General features: G+C 62.5%; 17 protein-coding genes. 13 read left to right on the forward strand and 4 right to left on the reverse strand.

Annotation, left to right across the window (positions count from 1 at the left end; translation table 11 throughout):
- From CTR53_RS14915 to CTR53_RS14925, 3 genes are all read left to right on the forward strand, one after another.
- On the forward strand, positions 1-555 hold the full coding sequence (locus CTR53_RS14915) for a hypothetical protein (protein WP_290814978.1): 555 nt from the start codon (positions 1-3) through the stop codon (positions 553-555).
- A 245-nt stretch (positions 556-800) separates the two neighbouring features.
- On the forward strand, positions 801-1,853 hold the full coding sequence (locus tag CTR53_RS14920) for a winged helix-turn-helix domain-containing protein (RefSeq protein WP_290814981.1): 1,053 nt from the start codon (positions 801-803) through the stop codon (positions 1,851-1,853).
- Positions 1,793-2,542: a hypothetical protein gene (locus tag CTR53_RS14925; RefSeq protein ID WP_290814983.1), complete on the forward strand. Its 750-nt coding sequence runs from the start codon at positions 1,793-1,795 to the stop codon at positions 2,540-2,542. Before CTR53_RS14920 ends, CTR53_RS14925 begins: the two co-directional genes overlap by 61 nt.
- A 47-nt stretch (positions 2,543-2,589) precedes the next feature.
- Here CTR53_RS14925 and CTR53_RS14930 read toward each other — a convergent pair whose 3' ends face one another.
- The gene (locus CTR53_RS14930) at positions 2,590-2,988 is read right to left on the reverse strand and encodes a hypothetical protein (protein WP_290814986.1); all 399 of its coding nucleotides are present in this window, start codon (positions 2,986-2,988) and stop codon (positions 2,590-2,592) included.
- Positions 2,989-3,289: 301 nt separating this feature from the next.
- Here CTR53_RS14930 and CTR53_RS14935 point away from each other — a divergent pair, with 301 nt between their 5' ends.
- Positions 3,290-3,676 (forward strand): hypothetical protein, encoded by a 387-nt coding sequence (locus CTR53_RS14935; RefSeq protein ID WP_290814989.1) that lies wholly within the window; start codon positions 3,290-3,292, stop codon positions 3,674-3,676.
- 255 nt (positions 3,677-3,931) lie between these two features.
- Here CTR53_RS14935 and nirK read toward each other — a convergent pair whose 3' ends face one another.
- On the reverse strand, positions 3,932-5,005 hold the full coding sequence (nirK, locus tag CTR53_RS14940; protein ID WP_290814992.1) for a copper-containing nitrite reductase: 1,074 nt from the start codon (positions 5,003-5,005) through the stop codon (positions 3,932-3,934).
- Positions 5,006-5,215: 210 nt separating this feature from the next.
- On the opposite strand from nirK, the gene CTR53_RS14945 reads away from it, so the two are divergent.
- From CTR53_RS14945 to CTR53_RS14960, 4 genes are all read left to right on the forward strand, one after another.
- Positions 5,216-5,899 carry a DUF4286 family protein gene (locus CTR53_RS14945; protein WP_290814995.1) on the forward strand — a complete coding sequence of 228 codons (684 nt, stop codon included), beginning with the start codon at positions 5,216-5,218 and terminating at the stop codon, positions 5,897-5,899.
- A 395-nt stretch (positions 5,900-6,294) separates the two neighbouring features.
- Positions 6,295-7,104, forward strand: a complete 810-nt coding sequence (locus tag CTR53_RS14950; protein WP_290814998.1) for an aspartate dehydrogenase — start codon at positions 6,295-6,297, stop codon at positions 7,102-7,104.
- 17 nt (positions 7,105-7,121) lie between these two features.
- Positions 7,122-7,388, forward strand: a complete 267-nt coding sequence (locus CTR53_RS14955; protein WP_290815001.1) for a hypothetical protein — start codon at positions 7,122-7,124, stop codon at positions 7,386-7,388.
- 11 nt (positions 7,389-7,399) lie between these two features.
- Positions 7,400-8,827 carry an amidase gene (locus tag CTR53_RS14960; RefSeq protein WP_290815004.1) on the forward strand — a complete coding sequence of 476 codons (1,428 nt, stop codon included), beginning with the start codon at positions 7,400-7,402 and terminating at the stop codon, positions 8,825-8,827.
- 3 nt (positions 8,828-8,830) lie between these two features.
- Here CTR53_RS14960 and pobA read toward each other — a convergent pair whose 3' ends face one another.
- A complete protein-coding gene (gene pobA / locus CTR53_RS14965; RefSeq protein ID WP_290815007.1) occupies positions 8,831-10,015 on the reverse strand; it encodes a 4-hydroxybenzoate 3-monooxygenase in 1,185 nt (394 codons plus the stop codon).
- 152 nt (positions 10,016-10,167) lie between these two features.
- On the opposite strand from pobA, the gene CTR53_RS14970 reads away from it, so the two are divergent.
- Positions 10,168-11,070, forward strand: a complete 903-nt coding sequence (locus CTR53_RS14970) for a helix-turn-helix domain-containing protein (protein ID WP_290815010.1) — start codon at positions 10,168-10,170, stop codon at positions 11,068-11,070.
- 96 nt (positions 11,071-11,166) lie between these two features.
- Complete coding sequence (locus tag CTR53_RS14975) at positions 11,167-12,372, forward strand: acyl-CoA dehydrogenase family protein (protein WP_290815014.1); 1,206 nt, start codon at positions 11,167-11,169, stop codon at positions 12,370-12,372.
- Positions 12,373-12,375: 3 nt separating this feature from the next.
- Here the strand turns inward: CTR53_RS14975 and CTR53_RS14980 are convergent, their stop codons facing one another.
- Entirely contained in the window at positions 12,376-13,791 is a 1,416-nt protein-coding gene (locus CTR53_RS14980) for an amidase (RefSeq protein ID WP_290815017.1), read from the reverse strand.
- 179 nt (positions 13,792-13,970) lie between these two features.
- On the opposite strand from CTR53_RS14980, the gene CTR53_RS14985 reads away from it, so the two are divergent.
- Genes CTR53_RS14985 through CTR53_RS14995 form a run of 3 tightly spaced genes read left to right on the forward strand, consistent with a single transcriptional unit; the run spans position 13,971 to position 16,745 of the window.
- Positions 13,971-15,050 carry an aromatic ring-hydroxylating dioxygenase subunit alpha gene (locus CTR53_RS14985; RefSeq protein ID WP_290815020.1) on the forward strand — a complete coding sequence of 360 codons (1,080 nt, stop codon included), beginning with the start codon at positions 13,971-13,973 and terminating at the stop codon, positions 15,048-15,050.
- On the forward strand, positions 15,050-15,766 hold the full coding sequence (locus CTR53_RS14990; RefSeq protein WP_290815023.1) for a GntR family transcriptional regulator: 717 nt from the start codon (positions 15,050-15,052) through the stop codon (positions 15,764-15,766). The genes CTR53_RS14985 and CTR53_RS14990 overlap by 1 nt, the downstream gene beginning before the upstream one ends.
- 1 nt (position 15,767) lies before the next feature.
- Complete coding sequence (locus CTR53_RS14995; protein ID WP_290815026.1) at positions 15,768-16,745, forward strand: PDR/VanB family oxidoreductase; 978 nt, start codon at positions 15,768-15,770, stop codon at positions 16,743-16,745.
- Positions 16,746-16,881: the final 136 nt, after the last annotated feature.

Here is a 16,881-nt window from a genome sequence, read left to right on the forward strand (position 1 = left end):
ATGTTTATCGCTGCGGCGCTGGACATGGGCTTTGTTGTCGCCCGGATTGAGGGTTCCCCGAACGCGTATTTCAACATCGGCCGACCGAAGCCGGAAAAGCCGCCGGGCCGGTCTGCCATCCTCGCCTCTGCTGCCAACGGGCCGACCTGGGATGCTTGGCGGAATATCATGGTGGCGGCTGTGAATGCCGGGCTGGACCAGGGTCATTTTGGCCTTGAGCCGGACGACAACCGGTTTGAAGGCCAAGACCATGTCTACCGCTTCGATTTGGAGGGGCTGCCCGGCATTGCCTATGTCCGGGCCATGGCGGATGGCGAGCTGATACTCCATGCGGCCATTAACGGGTCCAAGCAGGCTGAGCAGCGCATTCGGGTCGGAATGTCAGGCCTATTGGGTGGCGAGGGCTTTTCTGAGGGGCGGATGGAGCGGTTGGACCGGAAGTACCTGCATTCGGTCAGGCCCTATACGTCGTTCCGGACGACGCTGCTTTTCCAGGTGTCTGAAATGAAAGTGGAGCCCAACGGCTTCACGACAATGCCGCCGCTCCAGATTTGACAGCTGAGGCGCCGGGAAACCGGCGCCTCCAACTGGCGTCCGTCTCCGTCAATCCAGCTGACAGTCCAACAAGCCTGTCCCTAGGGACCGATTGCCTGTGTAGATAACACCTTAAAGTAATGTTATCTACATACGGCATAATATGGTATAATATTGTTTTATATATGATATTTTAAATGATAACATTAAAATTGAATAATAACATCAGTGGTGTTAGTATTTAATATCACTGTTAGGATTTATAGATGGCCCGTGAACGTGAACTCGGTACAGAGCAGTTAATCGATTACCTCGCCACGAACCTGAGCGCCAACTTGGTTATGGACCCAAGCTCGCTTCAGAGCCGGCTGCCAATTGTCCTGAGCAGGAAATTTAAACTGCTTGATTCCTTCATCTTCGGCAGGCGGGTGGTCTTCGCCGTCCTAGGGGCCAAGGCCCAGGTCAATCCGAAGGAAGTCCAGAAGCAACTTGATGTCATCAGCAGGATGGCGGACCACAAAGCGGCCGTTATCCTAGTGGCGGGACGGTTGCCATGGCCAGTTCGCGCACGTCTGAAGGAAATGGGAATTCAGTTCGTCATTCCCGACAGAGAAATTTTCCTGCCCAATTTCCAGCTTATCTCGACCGATCGCGGTCACAGCGAAGTAAATTTCGGGGACAAGTTCACGCCGTCTGCTCAGGTTATTCTCTTTGGATACCTCTTGGATCGAACAGAAGGCGCGATCAATTCGTCGGAGCTTGCAGCCTCGTTGCACATCACGCCCATGTCGGCAGGACGAGGTCTGGATCAACTTGAAGAGCTTGACCTGGTCGAGACCTCAAAGGAGGGGCGTGAACGACATTTCCGTTTCCGGCACGACAAGCATGAGCTGTTTGAGCGCGCGAGAAAGCACATCGCGAGCCCCGTGAAGTCTACGAAGTATGTCGCGAGCGGATTTGTTGACGATCTATTGGTCCTCGCGGGTGATACAGCCCTATCCGAGATGACAATGCTCAGTCAGAAGTCCCTAACAGTGTATGCGGTGGTGGCAAATGCGTGGAAGGGATTGGTCTTTTCACGGAAGTTGATTGAGACGAGAGAAGAGACCGCCGATTTTATTGTCGAGACATGGCACTATGATCCAGTGTCACTGAGTAGCGGTTCACTTGCAGATCCGCTTTCGATCTATGCGCAATTTAGAAATTCGGATGAGCCACGAGTAAAGCAGGCCGTGGGCGAGGTATTGGAGACGATGGAATGGTGGCGGGAATCGAAAAATTCAGAGATTACCTGGCAGGGCACGAACAGAAATATGTGATCATCGGGGGCGCTGCCTGCGAATTGGTGTTCGGCGAGATTGGGCAGGGTTTTCGCGGCACCAAAGATATCGACATGGTGTTTTGTGTCGAGGTTGTGGGCGCCGACTTTGCGGAACAGTTCCGTGCCTTCCTGGAGGCTGGTGGATATACCGCGCGCGAGCGTAGCAATGGCCGCAAGGAATTCTATCGGTTTCATAAGCCGACGACAGAAGGTTTCCCGAAGATGATTGAGATCTTCGCTCGGAAGCCTGGGATTATCGACTTCCCGGAGGATATGAAAATCATCCGTATGGAGGTCGAGGACGGCATTCTGAGCTTGTCGGCGATGCTGCTGAACGACGACTACTATAATGCGCTGGCTGCGAATGGACGGGTAGTCAACGGCCTAACTGTGCTCGATCAGGGAATTCTGGTGCCGTTCAAGGCGTTCGCCCACATAAACCTCCTAGAGGCCCGGGCAAACGGCGAGACGGTGAAAAATGGTGACATCGAGAAACATCGCGAGGACGTGTTCGGGCTCCTGGGGCTCCTGCCGACAGAGGGTGTGGTCGAACTTCCTGATGCATTGCGCAACGACTTGCGCAAGTTCATTGCTGCGGTCGAGGACGCGGGATACGAGCCTGCTGCCGCGATTGGCGTGACGCAGGCCGAAGGAATTGTGATCCTTCGACGGGTCTACGCTCTTTAGACAGCCTTCGCCTTTGCGAGCGACCTGCTCGCGCAAAGGCAATAGGGCTATTTTACCGGTCGACGACGCATGATGGTGTCTCCTACCGGGGAGTTTTTCAGCTTCCGGAAGCCAAATTTTTTGTACCACGCGATCGTCTGAGACATGTTCATCTCAGAGCCATCGTCTTCCTCGCAACCGTCTGCAACCCCTGCGGGGCGTAGATAGATGCGCTGCGAGTGATGGTCGGCCAGGTCGCACACGAGTTTCATGGCTTGTGTGCCGTAGCCTTTGTGGGGCGGAAAGGCATCTATCCCAGTGAGCCAGACAGAGTTCTCTCGCGGATGCCAGTGCAGTGATATCGGATCGAAGTCTATTGCGATTTTGCGGCCAATTTTATTGACGCGCAGAAGCTTCTTCGCCAGCTCTTCGAATTGATATGCGTCGATGTTGGTCGGCTTAGTCATGAGTACTCCATTTTTCCTGGGAGTACCGGCGGGAGCCTAAGCCGCCGAAACCCCGCGATTGCGTGGTTCGGTCGGTAGGCCCGCGCTTGAAAGCGCCTTCGGACGATCCCCGTTGGGACCGTGTTTTTCTGAAAACCCGACGTCGTGAATACGATTGTAGGGCTGAGCAGCCCGCAAGGCAAGATGGCGACTCGCGGCATTCGCTGCCTCTCCGCAGTACCTTCAAGTCATTCATTCGATTTGATTTTCGGTGGACTGGCGGCATCATCGTCACAGATCGGGTCGTAGGAGAGTCGCCGAAATGGATTCAGAGGAAGCAACTGGCCCGGCAGCAGAACTGGGCGTCATCGCGCTCGTCGATCCTGAGAAAGGCAAGGCGACGTCCGCAATGCTGGATGAGGCTGCAAGCCGGTTAGACGTTTTTGTGGCTTCAGAGCCACCGGCGCCGTATGTTGCTATCGCTCATTACTTCCGTGCCAACCTGCACTCGCATCGAGCGAGCATGACTGGTGAGATGAAGGAATGGTCGATCGACAGGCCAAACTGGAAGGCTGGAATATTCGAATTGCGGGCGGCGTTAAGGCATATCTGGAGCGACGTTTCGGCCGCACAGCAAACCGACGCCCCGCGCTGGCTGATGCGCGAGCATACACAGGAACGTCTCGGCGTGCGGGGCAGGGCTTCATAGTCGTTCGTGTCTTCAGGGCGCTGCTCGACGGTATCCACCGCTTCCTGATCGTCTGCGAACCCGAGATGCGACGGCGCTGGCCGCGTGCCCCTGTTTCGAATGCGCCCACGCCCTGGTCGCAGCGCATCATGCCGATCCTGTGACGAACCGCGCCGCGAAGGACGGGAAGCCGATGAGCCCGGGGCGGGTGGTCTGAAAAAAGCAAAAACCCGGCCGCGCAGGTGAGCGCGGCCGGGTCGAAGCTTGTCGCGCCTGTCAATTGATGGGCAGTGCGCTCGTCCGTTCCGGCAGGCCTTCCGAAAACACTTTCGGGTTCTCCGGGCCGGTGACATTCAGGAAGCCGGCCAGGCCGCGATTGACCCGCGACAGGGCGTGGTCCACCAGCACATAGGTGCCCGGAACCTCCAGTTTGAAATCCGCGAACATCGCGCCGCCCGGCGGCACCGAGACGGTCTGCACGTTCTTGACCGTGCCGCTGGTCACCGATCCCATCGGATAGATCTTGTCGAAGATCTCGCCGATGACATGGAAGGAGGAGGTGAAGTTCGGCCCGCCGACGCCGAAGAAGATGCGGATCGTCTCGCCGGTTTTGGCCTGCAGCGCGTTGGCGTTGCTCAGCGCACCCACCGCACCGTTGAAGACGAAATACTCCGGCCGCTCGTTCATCAGCTTGTCGTGGCTGTGGTTGAGTTCGCCCTTGGTGCCGAACGGCTCCTCGGTGTAGATCTCGCCCTGCATGACGTAGAACTCGCGGTCGACCTTGGGCAGGCCCTCCTCGGGCTCGACCAGGATCATCCCATACATGCCGCTGGCGATGTGCTGCGCCACCACGGGCGTCGCGCAGTGATACACGTAAAGCCCGGGGCTGAGCGCCTTGAAGGTGAAGCCCTTGGTTTCGCCCGGCGCCGCTTCCGTTGCCATGCCGCCACCGCCCGGGCCGGTCACCGCATGGAAGTCGACATTGTGCATCATGACGCTGTCATCGGCGTTCTTCATGGCCACTTCCACGGTGTCGCCAACCCGCACGCGAACGAAGGGGCCGGGAACCTTGCCGTTGAAGGTCCAGTATTGATAGGTCGTGCCGTCATCGAGCTGGCCGGTCACCTCAATCGTCTCGAGGTTCACCTTCACCCGCTGCGCGCCACGCCGCACCAGCGGCCTGGGCAGATCGGTGGGGCTGCGCACGATCGGGTTGACACCCGCAACGCCGGCCGGCGCACCATGGCCGTGGTCGGCATTATCGGCCATCGCAGGCAGGCTGAAACCGAGAGCTACGGCGAGGGCAAGTCCGCTTGCCGTCGCGGTGAGAGTCTTGAGCATACCGCGCATGGTGGTCTCCTTTCGCGCTGGGTATGGCTGTACTGTAGTGACGCGGTGTGGCCGCTCTTTGTGCAATCGCAAACCGGGCCGCAGCTTCCCCGCCACAGGCTGCGGCAGAAGCGCGCAGGCGGAATAGCCGGTTGGTGCCGCGTTGGGCTGCCCTGTTTCCGGGACTTGCCATTGCCTGCAGGGAGAGCTGTCATTAGTCTCGATCAGGAAATGAAGGCCTTCCCGGCTTTGTCATGGTCAAATCACCAACTGGGCTCGTCATCACGCATGCAGGGTAACGGCTTTCTCGCCATCTGGAGCGACGTGTCGGCCGCGCAGGAAACCGACTACCTGCACTGGCTGACGCGCGAGCATACGCAGGAGCGGCTCGGCGTGCAGGGCTTCCTCGCCGTCCGCGTCTTCAAGGCGCAGCTCGACGGCGTCCACCGCTTCCTGATCGTCTACGAACTCGAAGACGCCACGGCGCTGGCCGGGCAGCCCTATCTCGACCGCCTGAATGCGCCCACGCCCTGGTCGCAGCGTATCATGCCGATCCTGCAGAATTTCGCCCGCGGCGGCGGGCGGCGCGTGGCCTCCGCCGGCCACGGGCGCGGCGGCGTGGTCGCGGCGCTGCGCTTCGCCGCGGATGAACTGCCCGCGGCCGGTGTGGTCGAGCGCCTCGTCGGCCATGACCGCATCGCGGCTGCCCATCTGCTGGAAACCGACCGGGCGCGCACCGGCATCAAAACCAGCGAGAAGGGCCTGCGCGCCAACGATGGCGCCTTCGACGGCCTGCTGCTGATCGAGGGTCTGGACCAGGCGGCGGTGCGCGCGGCGCTGGGCGCCGTCCCGTGGCCGGCTGCCGATGCGCCGCCGCTCTACACGATGGTCTTCGCGCTGGCCGCGTCGCGGTAACCGGGCCGCTTCGCGGTCACCGGCGGCGCCGGGGCTGACGGCAGCCGGATTGACTTCGGGGCCGCGGTATTGTAGTATAAGTTATTGTTTTATAATGTGTTTTTGGAATAACCGGCAGATAAGCCGGCGCCGGCCGGCGACAAGCCCCGGACAAGCCGGAACAAGGGTCAAATAAGCAAAAATAAGGGTGATATAAGCTCAAACAGACTCGGGATAAGCGCGTACAACGGCCTGTCCCGATGCGGCAAGAGATTGAAAATTCTGGGAAAATGGTGAAATCCGGGCCGGCGGTTGCAGCCCGTCGGGCGGCTGACTAGGCTTTGCCGGATTTCACTCCGGAACAGGCGGTCGATGACACGGCGAAACCAGCTCCTGCCCGCGCGCGGATGCGCGTGATGGCCCGCCGCTCCCGTCCCTCCATCCTGCTGATCGGCCATGGCGCCATTGCCGCCGAGGTGCGCGCTGCCGCGCTCAGCACCGGGCTGTTCGATGTCGGCGCCGTGCTGGTGCGGCATGAAAAGGTCGGCAGCGTCGGCGCCGAACTGAACGGCTACAAGGTGATCGACAGCCTGGAAGAACTGGATTTCAAACCGGTGCTGGCGGCCGAATGCGCCAGCCATTCGGCGGTGCGGCAGCATGGTCCGGCGATTTTGCGGTTGGGCATCGATCTGGTGATCGCCTCGGTCGGCGCGCTGGGCGACGAGGCGCTGCATCGCGATCTGGAGGCGGCGGCGACCATCGGCGCTGCCAAGCTGATCCTGCCGGCCGGCGCCGTGCCGGGCATCGATGCGCTGAATGCCGCCATGCTGGGCGGGCTGGAGCAGGTGTCCTACACCTCGCGCAAGCCGCCCGCCGCCTGGAAGGGCACGCCGGCCGAAGACCTGCTCGATCTCGACAGTCTGGAGCGCCCGGCAACCTTCTATACCGGTACGGCGCGCGCCGCCGCCCGCAACTATCCGAAGAATGCCAATGTCGCGGCCACCGTGGCGCTGGCCGGTCTGGGCTTCGATGCCACCGAAGTGCGCCTGATCGCCGATCCGAGGGCCGGCAGGAATCTGCATGAGATCGAGGCCGTCGGCGCCTTCGGCCGGATGAATCTCAGTATCGAAGGCCAGCCGCTGCCGTCGAATCCGAAAACCTCGTCGCTGGCCGCCTACAGCACGATCCGCGCCATCCTGAATCGCGTGCGGACCACGGAAATCTAGAGGGGAAGCCCGTCGTCATGAAGAAGTCTGCCAAAAAGGCGAATGTCACGCCGCTCACGCCGCCGGCCAAAGCGGTCGCCGCGCTGCCGCCGCCGCTGATCGCCGGCATGTTCGCCGAAGCCGGTGTGTTGCTGCGGCCGGGCCGCGCCGACACGATTGCAGCCACCCTGGGTACGGCGCTGGCGAAATTCCGCGAGCAGTCGGTACGTCTGCCGCTGGAGCGCGAGCCGGGTCTGTTTCCGGTGCTTGTCGCCGAGGCGAAGAAGAAGGCGAAGCGGAAATGAAGAAGAAAGCCGTGACGAAGACAAAGGCGCCTGCCGCCGATCCGGCGCTGATGGGCCTGGCCGAAGCGGCGCGCGCCGTAGCGCAGGGCAAGGTGACCTCGCAGGCATTGACGGAAGCCTGCCTCGCCCGGATCGCGAAGTGGCAGCCGCGCGTGAATGCGTTTCTCCAGATCGAGGCCGACGCGGCATTGAAGGCCGCCAAGGCCGTGGATCGCGCGCGCAAGCGTGGGGCTGCGCTGGGTCGTCTGGCCGGCGTGCCGCTGGCGCATAAGGACATGTTCTATCGTGCCGGCAAGCAGTCCAGTTGCGGTTCGGCGATCCGCCGGCACTGGAAGGCGACCGAGACCGCCACGGCTTTGCAGCGGCTCGATGCAGAAGGCGCGCTCGATCTCGGCCGTCTCAACATGGCGGAATTCGCCTTCAATCCGACCGGCCATAACGTGCATTACGGCCATGCGCGCAATCCGTGGAATACCGACCGCATCACCGGCGGCTCGTCCAGCGGTTCGGCGGCTGCTGTAGCGGCGCGCATGGTGTTCGGTGCGCTGGGTTCCGATACCGGCGGCTCGGTCCGCCAGCCGTCGCACTACTGCGCCTTGGTCGGTATGAAACCGACCTGGGGCCGCGTCAGCCGCGCCCATGCCATGCCGCTGAGTTATTCGCTCGACACCATCGGCCCGATGACGCGCCGGGTCGAGGACAACGCACTGCTGATGGAGATTCTCGCCGGCGCCGATCCGCTCGATCCAACCAGCAGTCGTGAGCCGGTCGGGCAGTATGTCGCCGCCGCGAAATCCGGCAACGTGCGCGGGCTGAAGCTCGCCGTGCCGCGCCGCTATTTCTGGGACAAGCTGAATAAGCCGAGCGCCGAATGCCTTGAGGCTGCGCTGAAGACGTTCTCGAAGCTGGGTGTGAAGATCGTCGAGATCGCGCCGCCCGACATGGAGGCCATCGCGGCGGCCTGCATGGTGATGGTCTCGGCCGAGACGGCGGCCCTGCATGCGCCCTGGATGCGCACGCGGCCGCATCTCTACGGCGATCTGGCGCGGATGCGGCTGGAGAATGGTCTGGCGCTCAGCGCGGTGGATTACATCGATTCGCAGCGCTGGCGCGGCGAGGCGATTGCCGCCTTCCTCACATCCATGGGCGATGCCGATGCGGTCTTTGCCCCGGTGGCGGACCGTACGGCACCCGGCATCGACGAAACCGATACGGCCGGCCGGCCGCAGGCCGGCAAGATCGTCGCCACGCTCACGCGCCTGAACCGGCCGATCAATTATCTGGGCCTGCCGTCGCTGGCGGTGCCGGCCGGATTCGTGCGCGGGAAAATGCCGTGCGGCTTCCAGCTGATCGGCCGGCCATTCGCGGAGGCGATGCTGTATCGCTTCGGCGGCGCCTATGAAGCAGCGCAGCCGGTGTATCAGATCGCGCCGGTGTGAGTGTTATTTCTGTTCCTCGAAGGGCAGGCCGACATAATTCTCGGCCAGCGAGGTCATGGCGGCGCGTGAGCTGACCACGTAATCCAGCTCGGCCAGTTGCACTTCGTTTTCGAAGCTGCTGCGTTCGTCGAATTTGTGCAGCAGCGAGGTCATCCACCAAGAGAAGCGCTGCGCCTTCCAGACGCGACGCATGCAGATATCGGAATAGCCGGCCAGTCGATCACTGTTATTCTTGCCGTAGAAGCTTTCCAGCGCGCGGGACAGATAGCGCACGTCGGCGACGGCGAGGTTCATGCCCTTGGCGCCGGTCGGCGGCACGATATGGGCGGCGTCGCCGGCCAGGAACAGCCGGCCATGCCGCATCGGGCCGGCGACGAAGCTGCGCATCGGCGTCACGCCCTTCTGGAAGATCGGGCCTTCCGGCAGGCGGAGGTTGTCCTCACCTGCCAGGCGCATGTGCAACTCTTCCCAGATGCGGTCATCAGGCCAGTTGGCAATATCTTCGTCGGGATCGCATTGCAGATACAGCCGCGTGATCTCGGGCGAGCGCATGCTGAACAGCGCGAAGCCGCGGGCATGGTTGTTGTAGATCAGTTCTTCCTGCACCGGCTTGGATTTCGCCAGGATGCCGAGCCAGCCGAAAGGATAGACGCGCTCGTAAACCTGCTGGATCGAGGCCGGAATCGCCGGACGGCAGATGCCGTGGAAGCCGTCGCAACCGGCGATAAAATCGCAATCCAGCCGCTGGTCTTTGCCGGCCTTGTCGCGCCAGGTGACGTAGGGTTTGTCGCTTTCGAAGTCATGCACGGCCACGTCGCTGGCCTCGAATTCGATCCTGCCGCCGTCTTTCAGGCGCTGCGCGATGACGTCTTTCACCACCTCATGCTGGCCATAGACCGTCACGGCCTTGCCGGTCAGGTCGACGAAATCGATGTGGTGGTTGCGGCCGCGGAAGCGCAAGGTCGTGCCGTGATGCAGCAGGCCTTCCTTGTTCATGCGTTCGCCGAGGCCGGTGTCGTTCAGTACATCGACGGTGCCCTGTTCCAGCACGCCGGCGCGGATGCGGCCCTCGACGTAAGCACGGTCGCGCGCTTCCAGCACGACGGACTCGATGCCGGCCAGATGCAGCAGGTGCGACAGCAATAGCCCGGCCGGGCCGGCGCCAACGATACCGACTTGGGTACGCATGAAATTCCTCTCCCAGACAACAGTCGCAGAATGGCCCGATGTGGCCTTCAGGGAAATGGACTGAGCGGCCTTTGTCTTGTACTTTTGCGCTGCAGGGTGGCAGCGAGGCGATGGTATCGCCGTGCCGGATGCGCGCCGAGGATTTCGCCCAAATGGTTGATAAAATTCCGAGATTCTTCCTCTATGGCGAGGCCGACCAAGAGGCCGGGCTGCACTTCCTGCATGTCGAAACCATTCCTGCCCGCAGTATCTTGCACGATTGGCACATCGCGCCGCATCGCCATTCCAACCTGTTCCAGCTGTTGCTGGCGGTGGGTGGCGGCGGCGAGTTGCGGGCCGACAGCCTGACCCAGGATTTCCGTGCGCCGGCACTCGTCACCGTGCCGCCCGGCGTAGTGCATGGCTACCGTTTCCAGCCTGGCACCGAGGGCTGGGTCGTCACGCTGTCCGACAGTTTCGCCGGCGAAATCCTTGGGCCCCGCGACGCCGAGATCGGCCCGGTGATGACCGAGGCGCGGCTGATGCCGCTGGAGGTAAACGGCGCGACGATGCCGGCGTTGCGCGCGCAGTTTGTTGCCATCGCCGAGGAATTCCGCTCGCCCACATTGGGCAGCCTGGCAGCGATTGCCGCGCATATCCGGCTGGTTTTCGTGGCGCAGGCGCGGCTGCGGCAGGCCGACCGGCAGGCAGCATTAGCCCGCGATGCCGATGCTGCGCTGTTCGACCGCTTCCGCACCCTGGTCGAAAGCCATTACCGCGATCACCGCCCGATCAGCGCCTATGCCGAGGATCTCGCGATCACCGAAAAGCGGCTGACCGCGGCCTGCCGCCGCGTGGTCGAGAAGGCGCCACTGGATGTGATCCATGCCCGCCTGCTGATCGAGGCCAAGCGCAACCTGCTCTATACGTCCATGACCATTGCCGAAGCCGGCTATGCGCTGGGTTTCCGCGACCCGGCCTATTTCACGCGCTTCTTCACCCGCCGGGCCGGTATGGCGCCCAAGCAGTTCAAGGCGGCGGCCGGACACGAAGCCGTGCAGTTGTTGACCACCTGACGCTGCGTCATGCCGTGCGGGCAGCCTTGCACTGCGGCAGACCTGTTATAATCTGAAGAAAATACGCCAAGAGAGTGGCGGACCGGGAGCGAGACCATGGACCTGAATTTCACCGCCGACGAACTGAAATTCCGCGACGATGTGCGCGGTTTCATCGCCGAGAAATTCGACGCTGAAATGCGCGCGGCGATGTCGCGCACGCGCACCGGCTATATCGCCAAGCATCTGCATATCCGCTGGCAGAAAGCACTGAACGAGCGCGGCTGGGCGGCGCCGAACTGGCCGAAGGAACATGGCGGCCCGGGCTGGACGCCGACGCAGCGCTATATCTTCGAGCAGGAGATGGGCACCGCCGGCGCGCCTATCGTGGTGCCCTTCGGTCCGCGCATGCTGGCGCCGGTGATCATGAAATTCGGCACCGAGGCGCAGAAGCAGAAGTATCTGCCCGATATTCTCGCTGCCAATGTCTGGTGGTGCCAGGGTTATTCCGAACCGGGCTCGGGCTCCGATCTTGCCAGCCTGCAGATGAAGGCCGAAGACAAGGGAGATCACTTCCTCTGCAACGGCAGCAAGATCTGGACCTCCGAGGCCCAGCATGCCGATCTGATCTTCTGTCTGGTGCGTACGGCACAGACCAAGAAGCCGCAGGAGGGCATCTCATTCCTGCTGATCGACATGAAGTCGCCGGGCGTCACGGTTACGCCGATCGTGACCATCGACGAAGCCGCGCCGGGCATGCAGGAAGTCAACCAGGTGTTCTTCGACGACGTGAAGGTGCCGAAGGAGAATCTGGTCGGCGAGTTGAACCAGGGCTGGACCTGCGCGAAATACCTGCTCGAATTCGAGCGCGGCAATGCTTATTCCGGCCATCTCAAGCGCCACCTGTCGCATCTGAAGAAAATCGCCAAAGCGGAAATGGCCGGTCAGCGACCGCTGATGCAGGATCCGGATTTCGCCGCCAAGCTGGCCGAATGCGAAATGCAGATCATGGGCATGGAGATGCTGGAGCTGCGCGTGCTGGGCGGCACCAGGAGCGGCCAGAATCTCGGCGCGGCCTCGTCCATGCTGAAGACGCGCGGCACCGAACTGCAGCAGATGGTCAGCGAACTCTCGGCGGAGGCCATCGGCTATTACGCGGCGCCTTACACGGCGCTGGTCGAAGGTCAGAACGAGCCTGGTGTCGGGCCTGATTACGCCGACGGTGCAGCCGCGCGCTATCTCAACATGCGCAAGGTTACGATCTATGCCGGATCGAACGAAATCCAGCGCAATATCATGTCCAAGCTGATCCTCGGCCTCTGACCGTCAATTGAAGCCGGGCGGCCAGCGGTCCGCCCAGGGCGCCTGCGTTTCGTAACGCCGGCCCAGCGCCAGCAGCATCGCATCGCGGCCATAGCCGCCGATCAGCTGAAAACCGACTGGCATGCCATTGGCATCGAGATCGGCCGGCAGGCCAAGACCGGGCAGGCCGGCGAGGTTGGTCCAGCCGGTATAGATGGCATGGGCGCGCGGGCTGGCGGGCTTGCCGTCGATCGTCTCGGGAAACACCTTGTCCCTGGCCCAGGGCTGCGCGGCGACAGCCGGCGTCAGGATCGCATCCCATTGCGCGAAGAAGCCCGCCATCTGGCGACGCAGCCTGGTGGTGTAGTTCAGCGCGGAGAGATAGTCGCTGCCGCTGACTGACTTCGCCATCTCATACATCGGCAGCAGAGCGGGAGTGATGCGCTCCGGGCCGCCCAGCTTGTCGACGATCATCGCAAGGCCGGCCGGCATCATGGTGGCCAGCGCTGCTGCCGCATCGTCGATATCGAAGGGCATCGGACCGGTTTCGATGGCGCAGCCCGCGCTCTCCAGCACCTTGGCGACACGATCCGTGGCGGCGACGATCTCCGGCTCGACCGGATGCTCGTTGAAACGCGGCAGGTAAAGGATGCGCGCCCGGGCCGGGCAATGATGCGTCTCATCCATCGTCACGGCAGCCTGGAAGGCGAGCGAATGCCGGTCGCGCGCATCAGGTGCCGAGACCGCGCATAAGGTAAGCGCGACATCTTCGACTGTGCGGCCGAACAGGCCGAGGACTTCGATATCGTTGTAGATCTCGGCAAAGCCGCCATTCCGCGCGATCCGCCCGATGCTGGGCTTCAGGCCGACGAGGCCGGTATAGCCTGCCGGACGGCGCGTCGAGCCGCCGCCGTCAGTCCCAAATGCAATCGGTCCGAAACCGGCCGCAACGGCAGAGACCGCGCCGCCGCTGGAGCCGCCGGGTGTCAGATCGGGATTCCACGGATTGCCGGTGGAGCCGAACAGCAGGTTATGCGTGTAACCCTGCACGGTGAATTCCGGCACGTTGGTTTTGCCCAGCAGCACCGCACCGGCCTCGCGCAGGCGCGCCACCGGCAGTTCATCGGCCGGTGGTTTGTTGGTCTTGAGCAACTGGCTACCCCAGGTGGCCGGCATGCCGCCGACCACGAGACTGTCCTTGATCGTGGCCGGTACGCCGTCCAGCGGGCCATAGGGGTTCCCATTGCGATAGCGTGCCGCGCTTTCCTCGGCAGCGCGCATCGCACCATTCGCATCGACATGCACAACGGCGTTGAGCTTCGGGTTCAGGGTGACAATGCGGTCCAGGATCGTGCGGGTGACAGTCACAGGCGACAGTCTGCCGCTGGAATAGGCCCTGTGCAGATCGGTGGCGCTCATGCGCCAGACGGGTTCGGTCATCACGTTTCCCCTTTGCATCCTTCATTACGGATTGCTCCGGGGTTGGGCAATAACCGGCACCAGGGGGGAGTATCTGTATCCCGGAATGGCCAATGCTTAAGAACATAAGGCGAAAATTTGCCGATATGCACGACTCTATGTATACAATTGAGCCAACAAAGGCTCAGAGGAAACCCGGGATGGCCAGCAGCCAGCCTTTCACGATGGATCGCGATGCCACGCCCTGGCCATTCAATGCCTGGTATGCCGCGGCCTGGGATCATGAGGTGAAGCGTAGCCTGCTGGCGCGCACGGTCTGCGGCGAGCAGCTGGTCTTCTACCGCCAGCCCGATGGTCGCGTGGTGGCACTGCAGGATGCCTGCTGGCACCGACTGCTGCCGTTGTCGAAAGGCCATCTGCAGGACGATGGCAGCCTGGTCTGCGGTTACCACGGACTGGTCTATGACGCACGCGGCCGCTGCACGCATATGCCGTCGCAGGAGATCATCAATCCGTCTGCCTGCGTGCGCAGCTATCCGGTGGTGGAGCGTCATCGCTTCGTCTGGATCTGGATGGGCGATCCTGCTCTGGCCGATCCAGCCAGCATTCCCGACCTGCACTGGAACCGCGATCCGGCCTGGGCGGGAGACGGTGAGCTGATCGCCGTGGATTGCGATTACCGCCTGGTGGTCGACAACCTGATGGACCTGACGCACGAGACTTTCGTGCATGGCTCCAGCATCGGCAATCGCGCGGTGGCCGAGGCGCCGTTCGAGGTGACGCATGGCGACCGCTTCGCCACGGTGACGCGCTGGATGCGCGATATCGAAGCGCCGCCCTTCTGGGCCAAACAACTCGGCAAGCCCGACCGGGTCGATCGCTGGCAGATCATCCGCTTCGAGGCGCCGTGTACGGTGATCATCGATGTTGGCGTGGCGCCGACCGGGACCGGCGCGCCAGAAGGCGACCGCAGCCAGGGCGTCAACGGCTATGTGCTCAACACGATCACGCCGTCCACAGCCAATACCTGCCTGTATTTCTGGGCCTTCGTGCGCAATTACCGGCTGGAAGAGCAGAGCCTGACCACCGAACTGCGCCAGGGTGTCTCCGGCATCTTCCGCGAAGACGAGATCATCCTGGAGGCGCAGCAGAAAGCCATCGAGGCGCATCCCGGCAAGCTGTTCTACAACCTGAACATCGATGCCGGTTCGATGTGGGCCCGGCGCAAGCTGGATCGCATGATCGCCGCTGAGCGCGGCATCGCAGAGGCGGCCGAGTAATGTCGCAATCGCTCAAGACCATTCTGTCCCTGCGCGAGCTGATCCTCAGCGGCGAGCTGAAGCCGGGCGAGCGTCTGTCGGAACTCGCCATCGTCGATCGCCTCGGCGTGTCGCGTACGCCGGTCCGCACCGCGCTGCTGCGGCTGGAGGAAGAGGGCTTGCTGGAGGCGATCCCGTCGGGTGGCTATGCTGTGCGGCATTTTTCCGAAGCCGACATCTTCGATGCGATTGAAACGCGCGGCACTCTGGAAGGCCTGGCAGCGCGGCTGGCCGCCGAACGCGGGCCCAGCCCGGGTCAGATTGCCGAAATCAGAGGCTGCCTGCGCAAGCTGGATATCCTTGTGCAGCATGAAATCGCCACGGATACCTTTTCGGCCTATGTCGAACTGAACGAGCGCTTCCACCAGCTGCTGGTCGGCATGGCCGGCAGCCGGGTCGTGGCACGCCAGATCGAGCGTGCTGTGGCGCTGCCCTTTGCCTCGCCGAGTGCCTTTGTCGAGGTGCAGGCAGTGCTGCCGGAATCGCGCGCCATCCTGCTGGTGGCGCAGGAGCAGCATCGCAGCGTGGTGGAAGCCATCGAGCGACGCGAGGGCGCGCGCGCCGAGGCGCTGATGCGCGAACATTCCCGCGTGGCGCATCGCAACCTGGTGATGGCGCTGGAACACCAGAATGCCCATGACCTGGTGCCGGGCATGGCGCTGATCCGGCAGGCCTGAAATGCACGACCACAATGACTGGATGGACGCTGAACTGATCGTGACCCGCGACTATGGGCCGGATATCCGTCTGTTCGAGATCGCGCCTGCCGGCGGCGTCGTGACCTATGAGCCGGGCAGTCATATCAATATCACCGTCGATATCGGCGGGCAGGCGGATGTGCGGTCTTACTCTCTGGTCGGCCTGCCGCGCCGCAGCGTCTATCGCATCGCCGTCCGGCGCGTGCAGCCGAGCCGGGGCGGGTCCGCCTGGCTGCACAACCTGCTGCCGGGAGCAAAACTGCGGATCACGTCTCCGCGGAACCATTTTCCGTTGCAGCATGGCGCTTCCAGCTATCTGCTGATCGCCGGTGGCATCGGCATCACGCCACTATTGGGCATGGCGCAGGCACTGCAGCAGCGCGGCGCCGACATACGACTGCTGTATGCCGCGCGCCGCCGGCGCGATCTGGCTCTGGCACCAGAAATTGAGGCGGCTCTGGGCGAGCGTGTATCCTTCTTCATTTCGGAAGACGGCAACCGCCTTGATCTGCAGGCGGCATTGTCGGGTTTCCCGGCAGATGGCGACATCTACTTCTGCGGGCCTGCCCGCATGCTGCAGGGCCTGCGCGAGGCGATGGCGGCGCTGGGCCGGCCGCAGGGCAGCCTGCGCTTCGAGACATTCGGCAGCGGCGGGCTGCAGCCTGAGGAATCCTTCTGGGTCCGTATTCCCCGTCTGGGTGTGGAAGTGACGGTACCGCCCGGTTGCTCGATGCTCGATGCACTGGAAACCGCCGGCGTCGAAGTGATGTCGGAATGCCGGCGCGGCGAATGCGGTCTCTGTACGGTCGATGTCATGGCCCTGGAGGGCGCGATCGATCATCGCGACGTCTTCCTGAGCGATCATCAGAAACGCGAGAACAGCCGTATCTGTGCCTGTGTCTCCCGTGCCGTCCATGGCGGTCTTGTGATCGACACGGCCTGGCGCGCGGACCAATGAAAAGGGTTCACTCTCAGTAAAGTCGGTCAGATTCCCCTTGCTTCTTTTTGCGGTTTCGCCAAAGTCCCGGAAACACAGCTGATGACGCATCTGTATGTGCGAATAGCGGACGCGTTTATAATAATGAAAACGGAGG

Source organism: Ferrovibrio sp. (genome assembly GCF_002796975.1).
Taxonomy (GTDB): Bacteria; Pseudomonadota; Alphaproteobacteria; order Ferrovibrionales; family Ferrovibrionaceae; genus Ferrovibrio.

Coding starts and splice junctions, on each gene's coding strand:
- CTR53_RS14925 (WP_290814983.1), top strand. CDS start 1,793: ATGGTGGCGGGAATCGAAAAATTCAGAGATTACCTGGCAGGGCACGAA.
- CTR53_RS14935 (WP_290814989.1), top strand. CDS start 3,290: ATGGATTCAGAGGAAGCAACTGGCCCGGCAGCAGAACTGGGCGTCATC.
- nirK (WP_290814992.1), bottom strand. CDS start 5,005: ATGCGCGGTATGCTCAAGACTCTCACCGCGACGGCAAGCGGACTTGCC.
- CTR53_RS14950 (WP_290814998.1), top strand. CDS start 6,295: ATGGCCCGCCGCTCCCGTCCCTCCATCCTGCTGATCGGCCATGGCGCC.
- CTR53_RS14995 (WP_290815026.1), top strand. CDS start 15,768: ATGCACGACCACAATGACTGGATGGACGCTGAACTGATCGTGACCCGC.
- CTR53_RS14930 (WP_290814986.1), bottom strand. CDS start 2,988: ATGACTAAGCCGACCAACATCGACGCATATCAATTCGAAGAGCTGGCG.
- CTR53_RS14975 (WP_290815014.1), top strand. CDS start 11,167: ATGGACCTGAATTTCACCGCCGACGAACTGAAATTCCGCGACGATGTG.
- CTR53_RS14990 (WP_290815023.1), top strand. CDS start 15,050: ATGTCGCAATCGCTCAAGACCATTCTGTCCCTGCGCGAGCTGATCCTC.
- CTR53_RS14985 (WP_290815020.1), top strand. CDS start 13,971: ATGGCCAGCAGCCAGCCTTTCACGATGGATCGCGATGCCACGCCCTGG.
- CTR53_RS14970 (WP_290815010.1), top strand. CDS start 10,168: ATGGTTGATAAAATTCCGAGATTCTTCCTCTATGGCGAGGCCGACCAA.
- pobA (WP_290815007.1), bottom strand. CDS start 10,015: ATGCGTACCCAAGTCGGTATCGTTGGCGCCGGCCCGGCCGGGCTATTG.
- CTR53_RS14980 (WP_290815017.1), bottom strand. CDS start 13,791: ATGACCGAACCCGTCTGGCGCATGAGCGCCACCGATCTGCACAGGGCC.
- CTR53_RS14920 (WP_290814981.1), top strand. CDS start 801: ATGGCCCGTGAACGTGAACTCGGTACAGAGCAGTTAATCGATTACCTC.
- CTR53_RS14945 (WP_290814995.1), top strand. CDS start 5,216: ATGAAGGCCTTCCCGGCTTTGTCATGGTCAAATCACCAACTGGGCTCG.
- CTR53_RS14955 (WP_290815001.1), top strand. CDS start 7,122: ATGAAGAAGTCTGCCAAAAAGGCGAATGTCACGCCGCTCACGCCGCCG.
- CTR53_RS14915 (WP_290814978.1), top strand. CDS start 1: ATGTTTATCGCTGCGGCGCTGGACATGGGCTTTGTTGTCGCCCGGATT.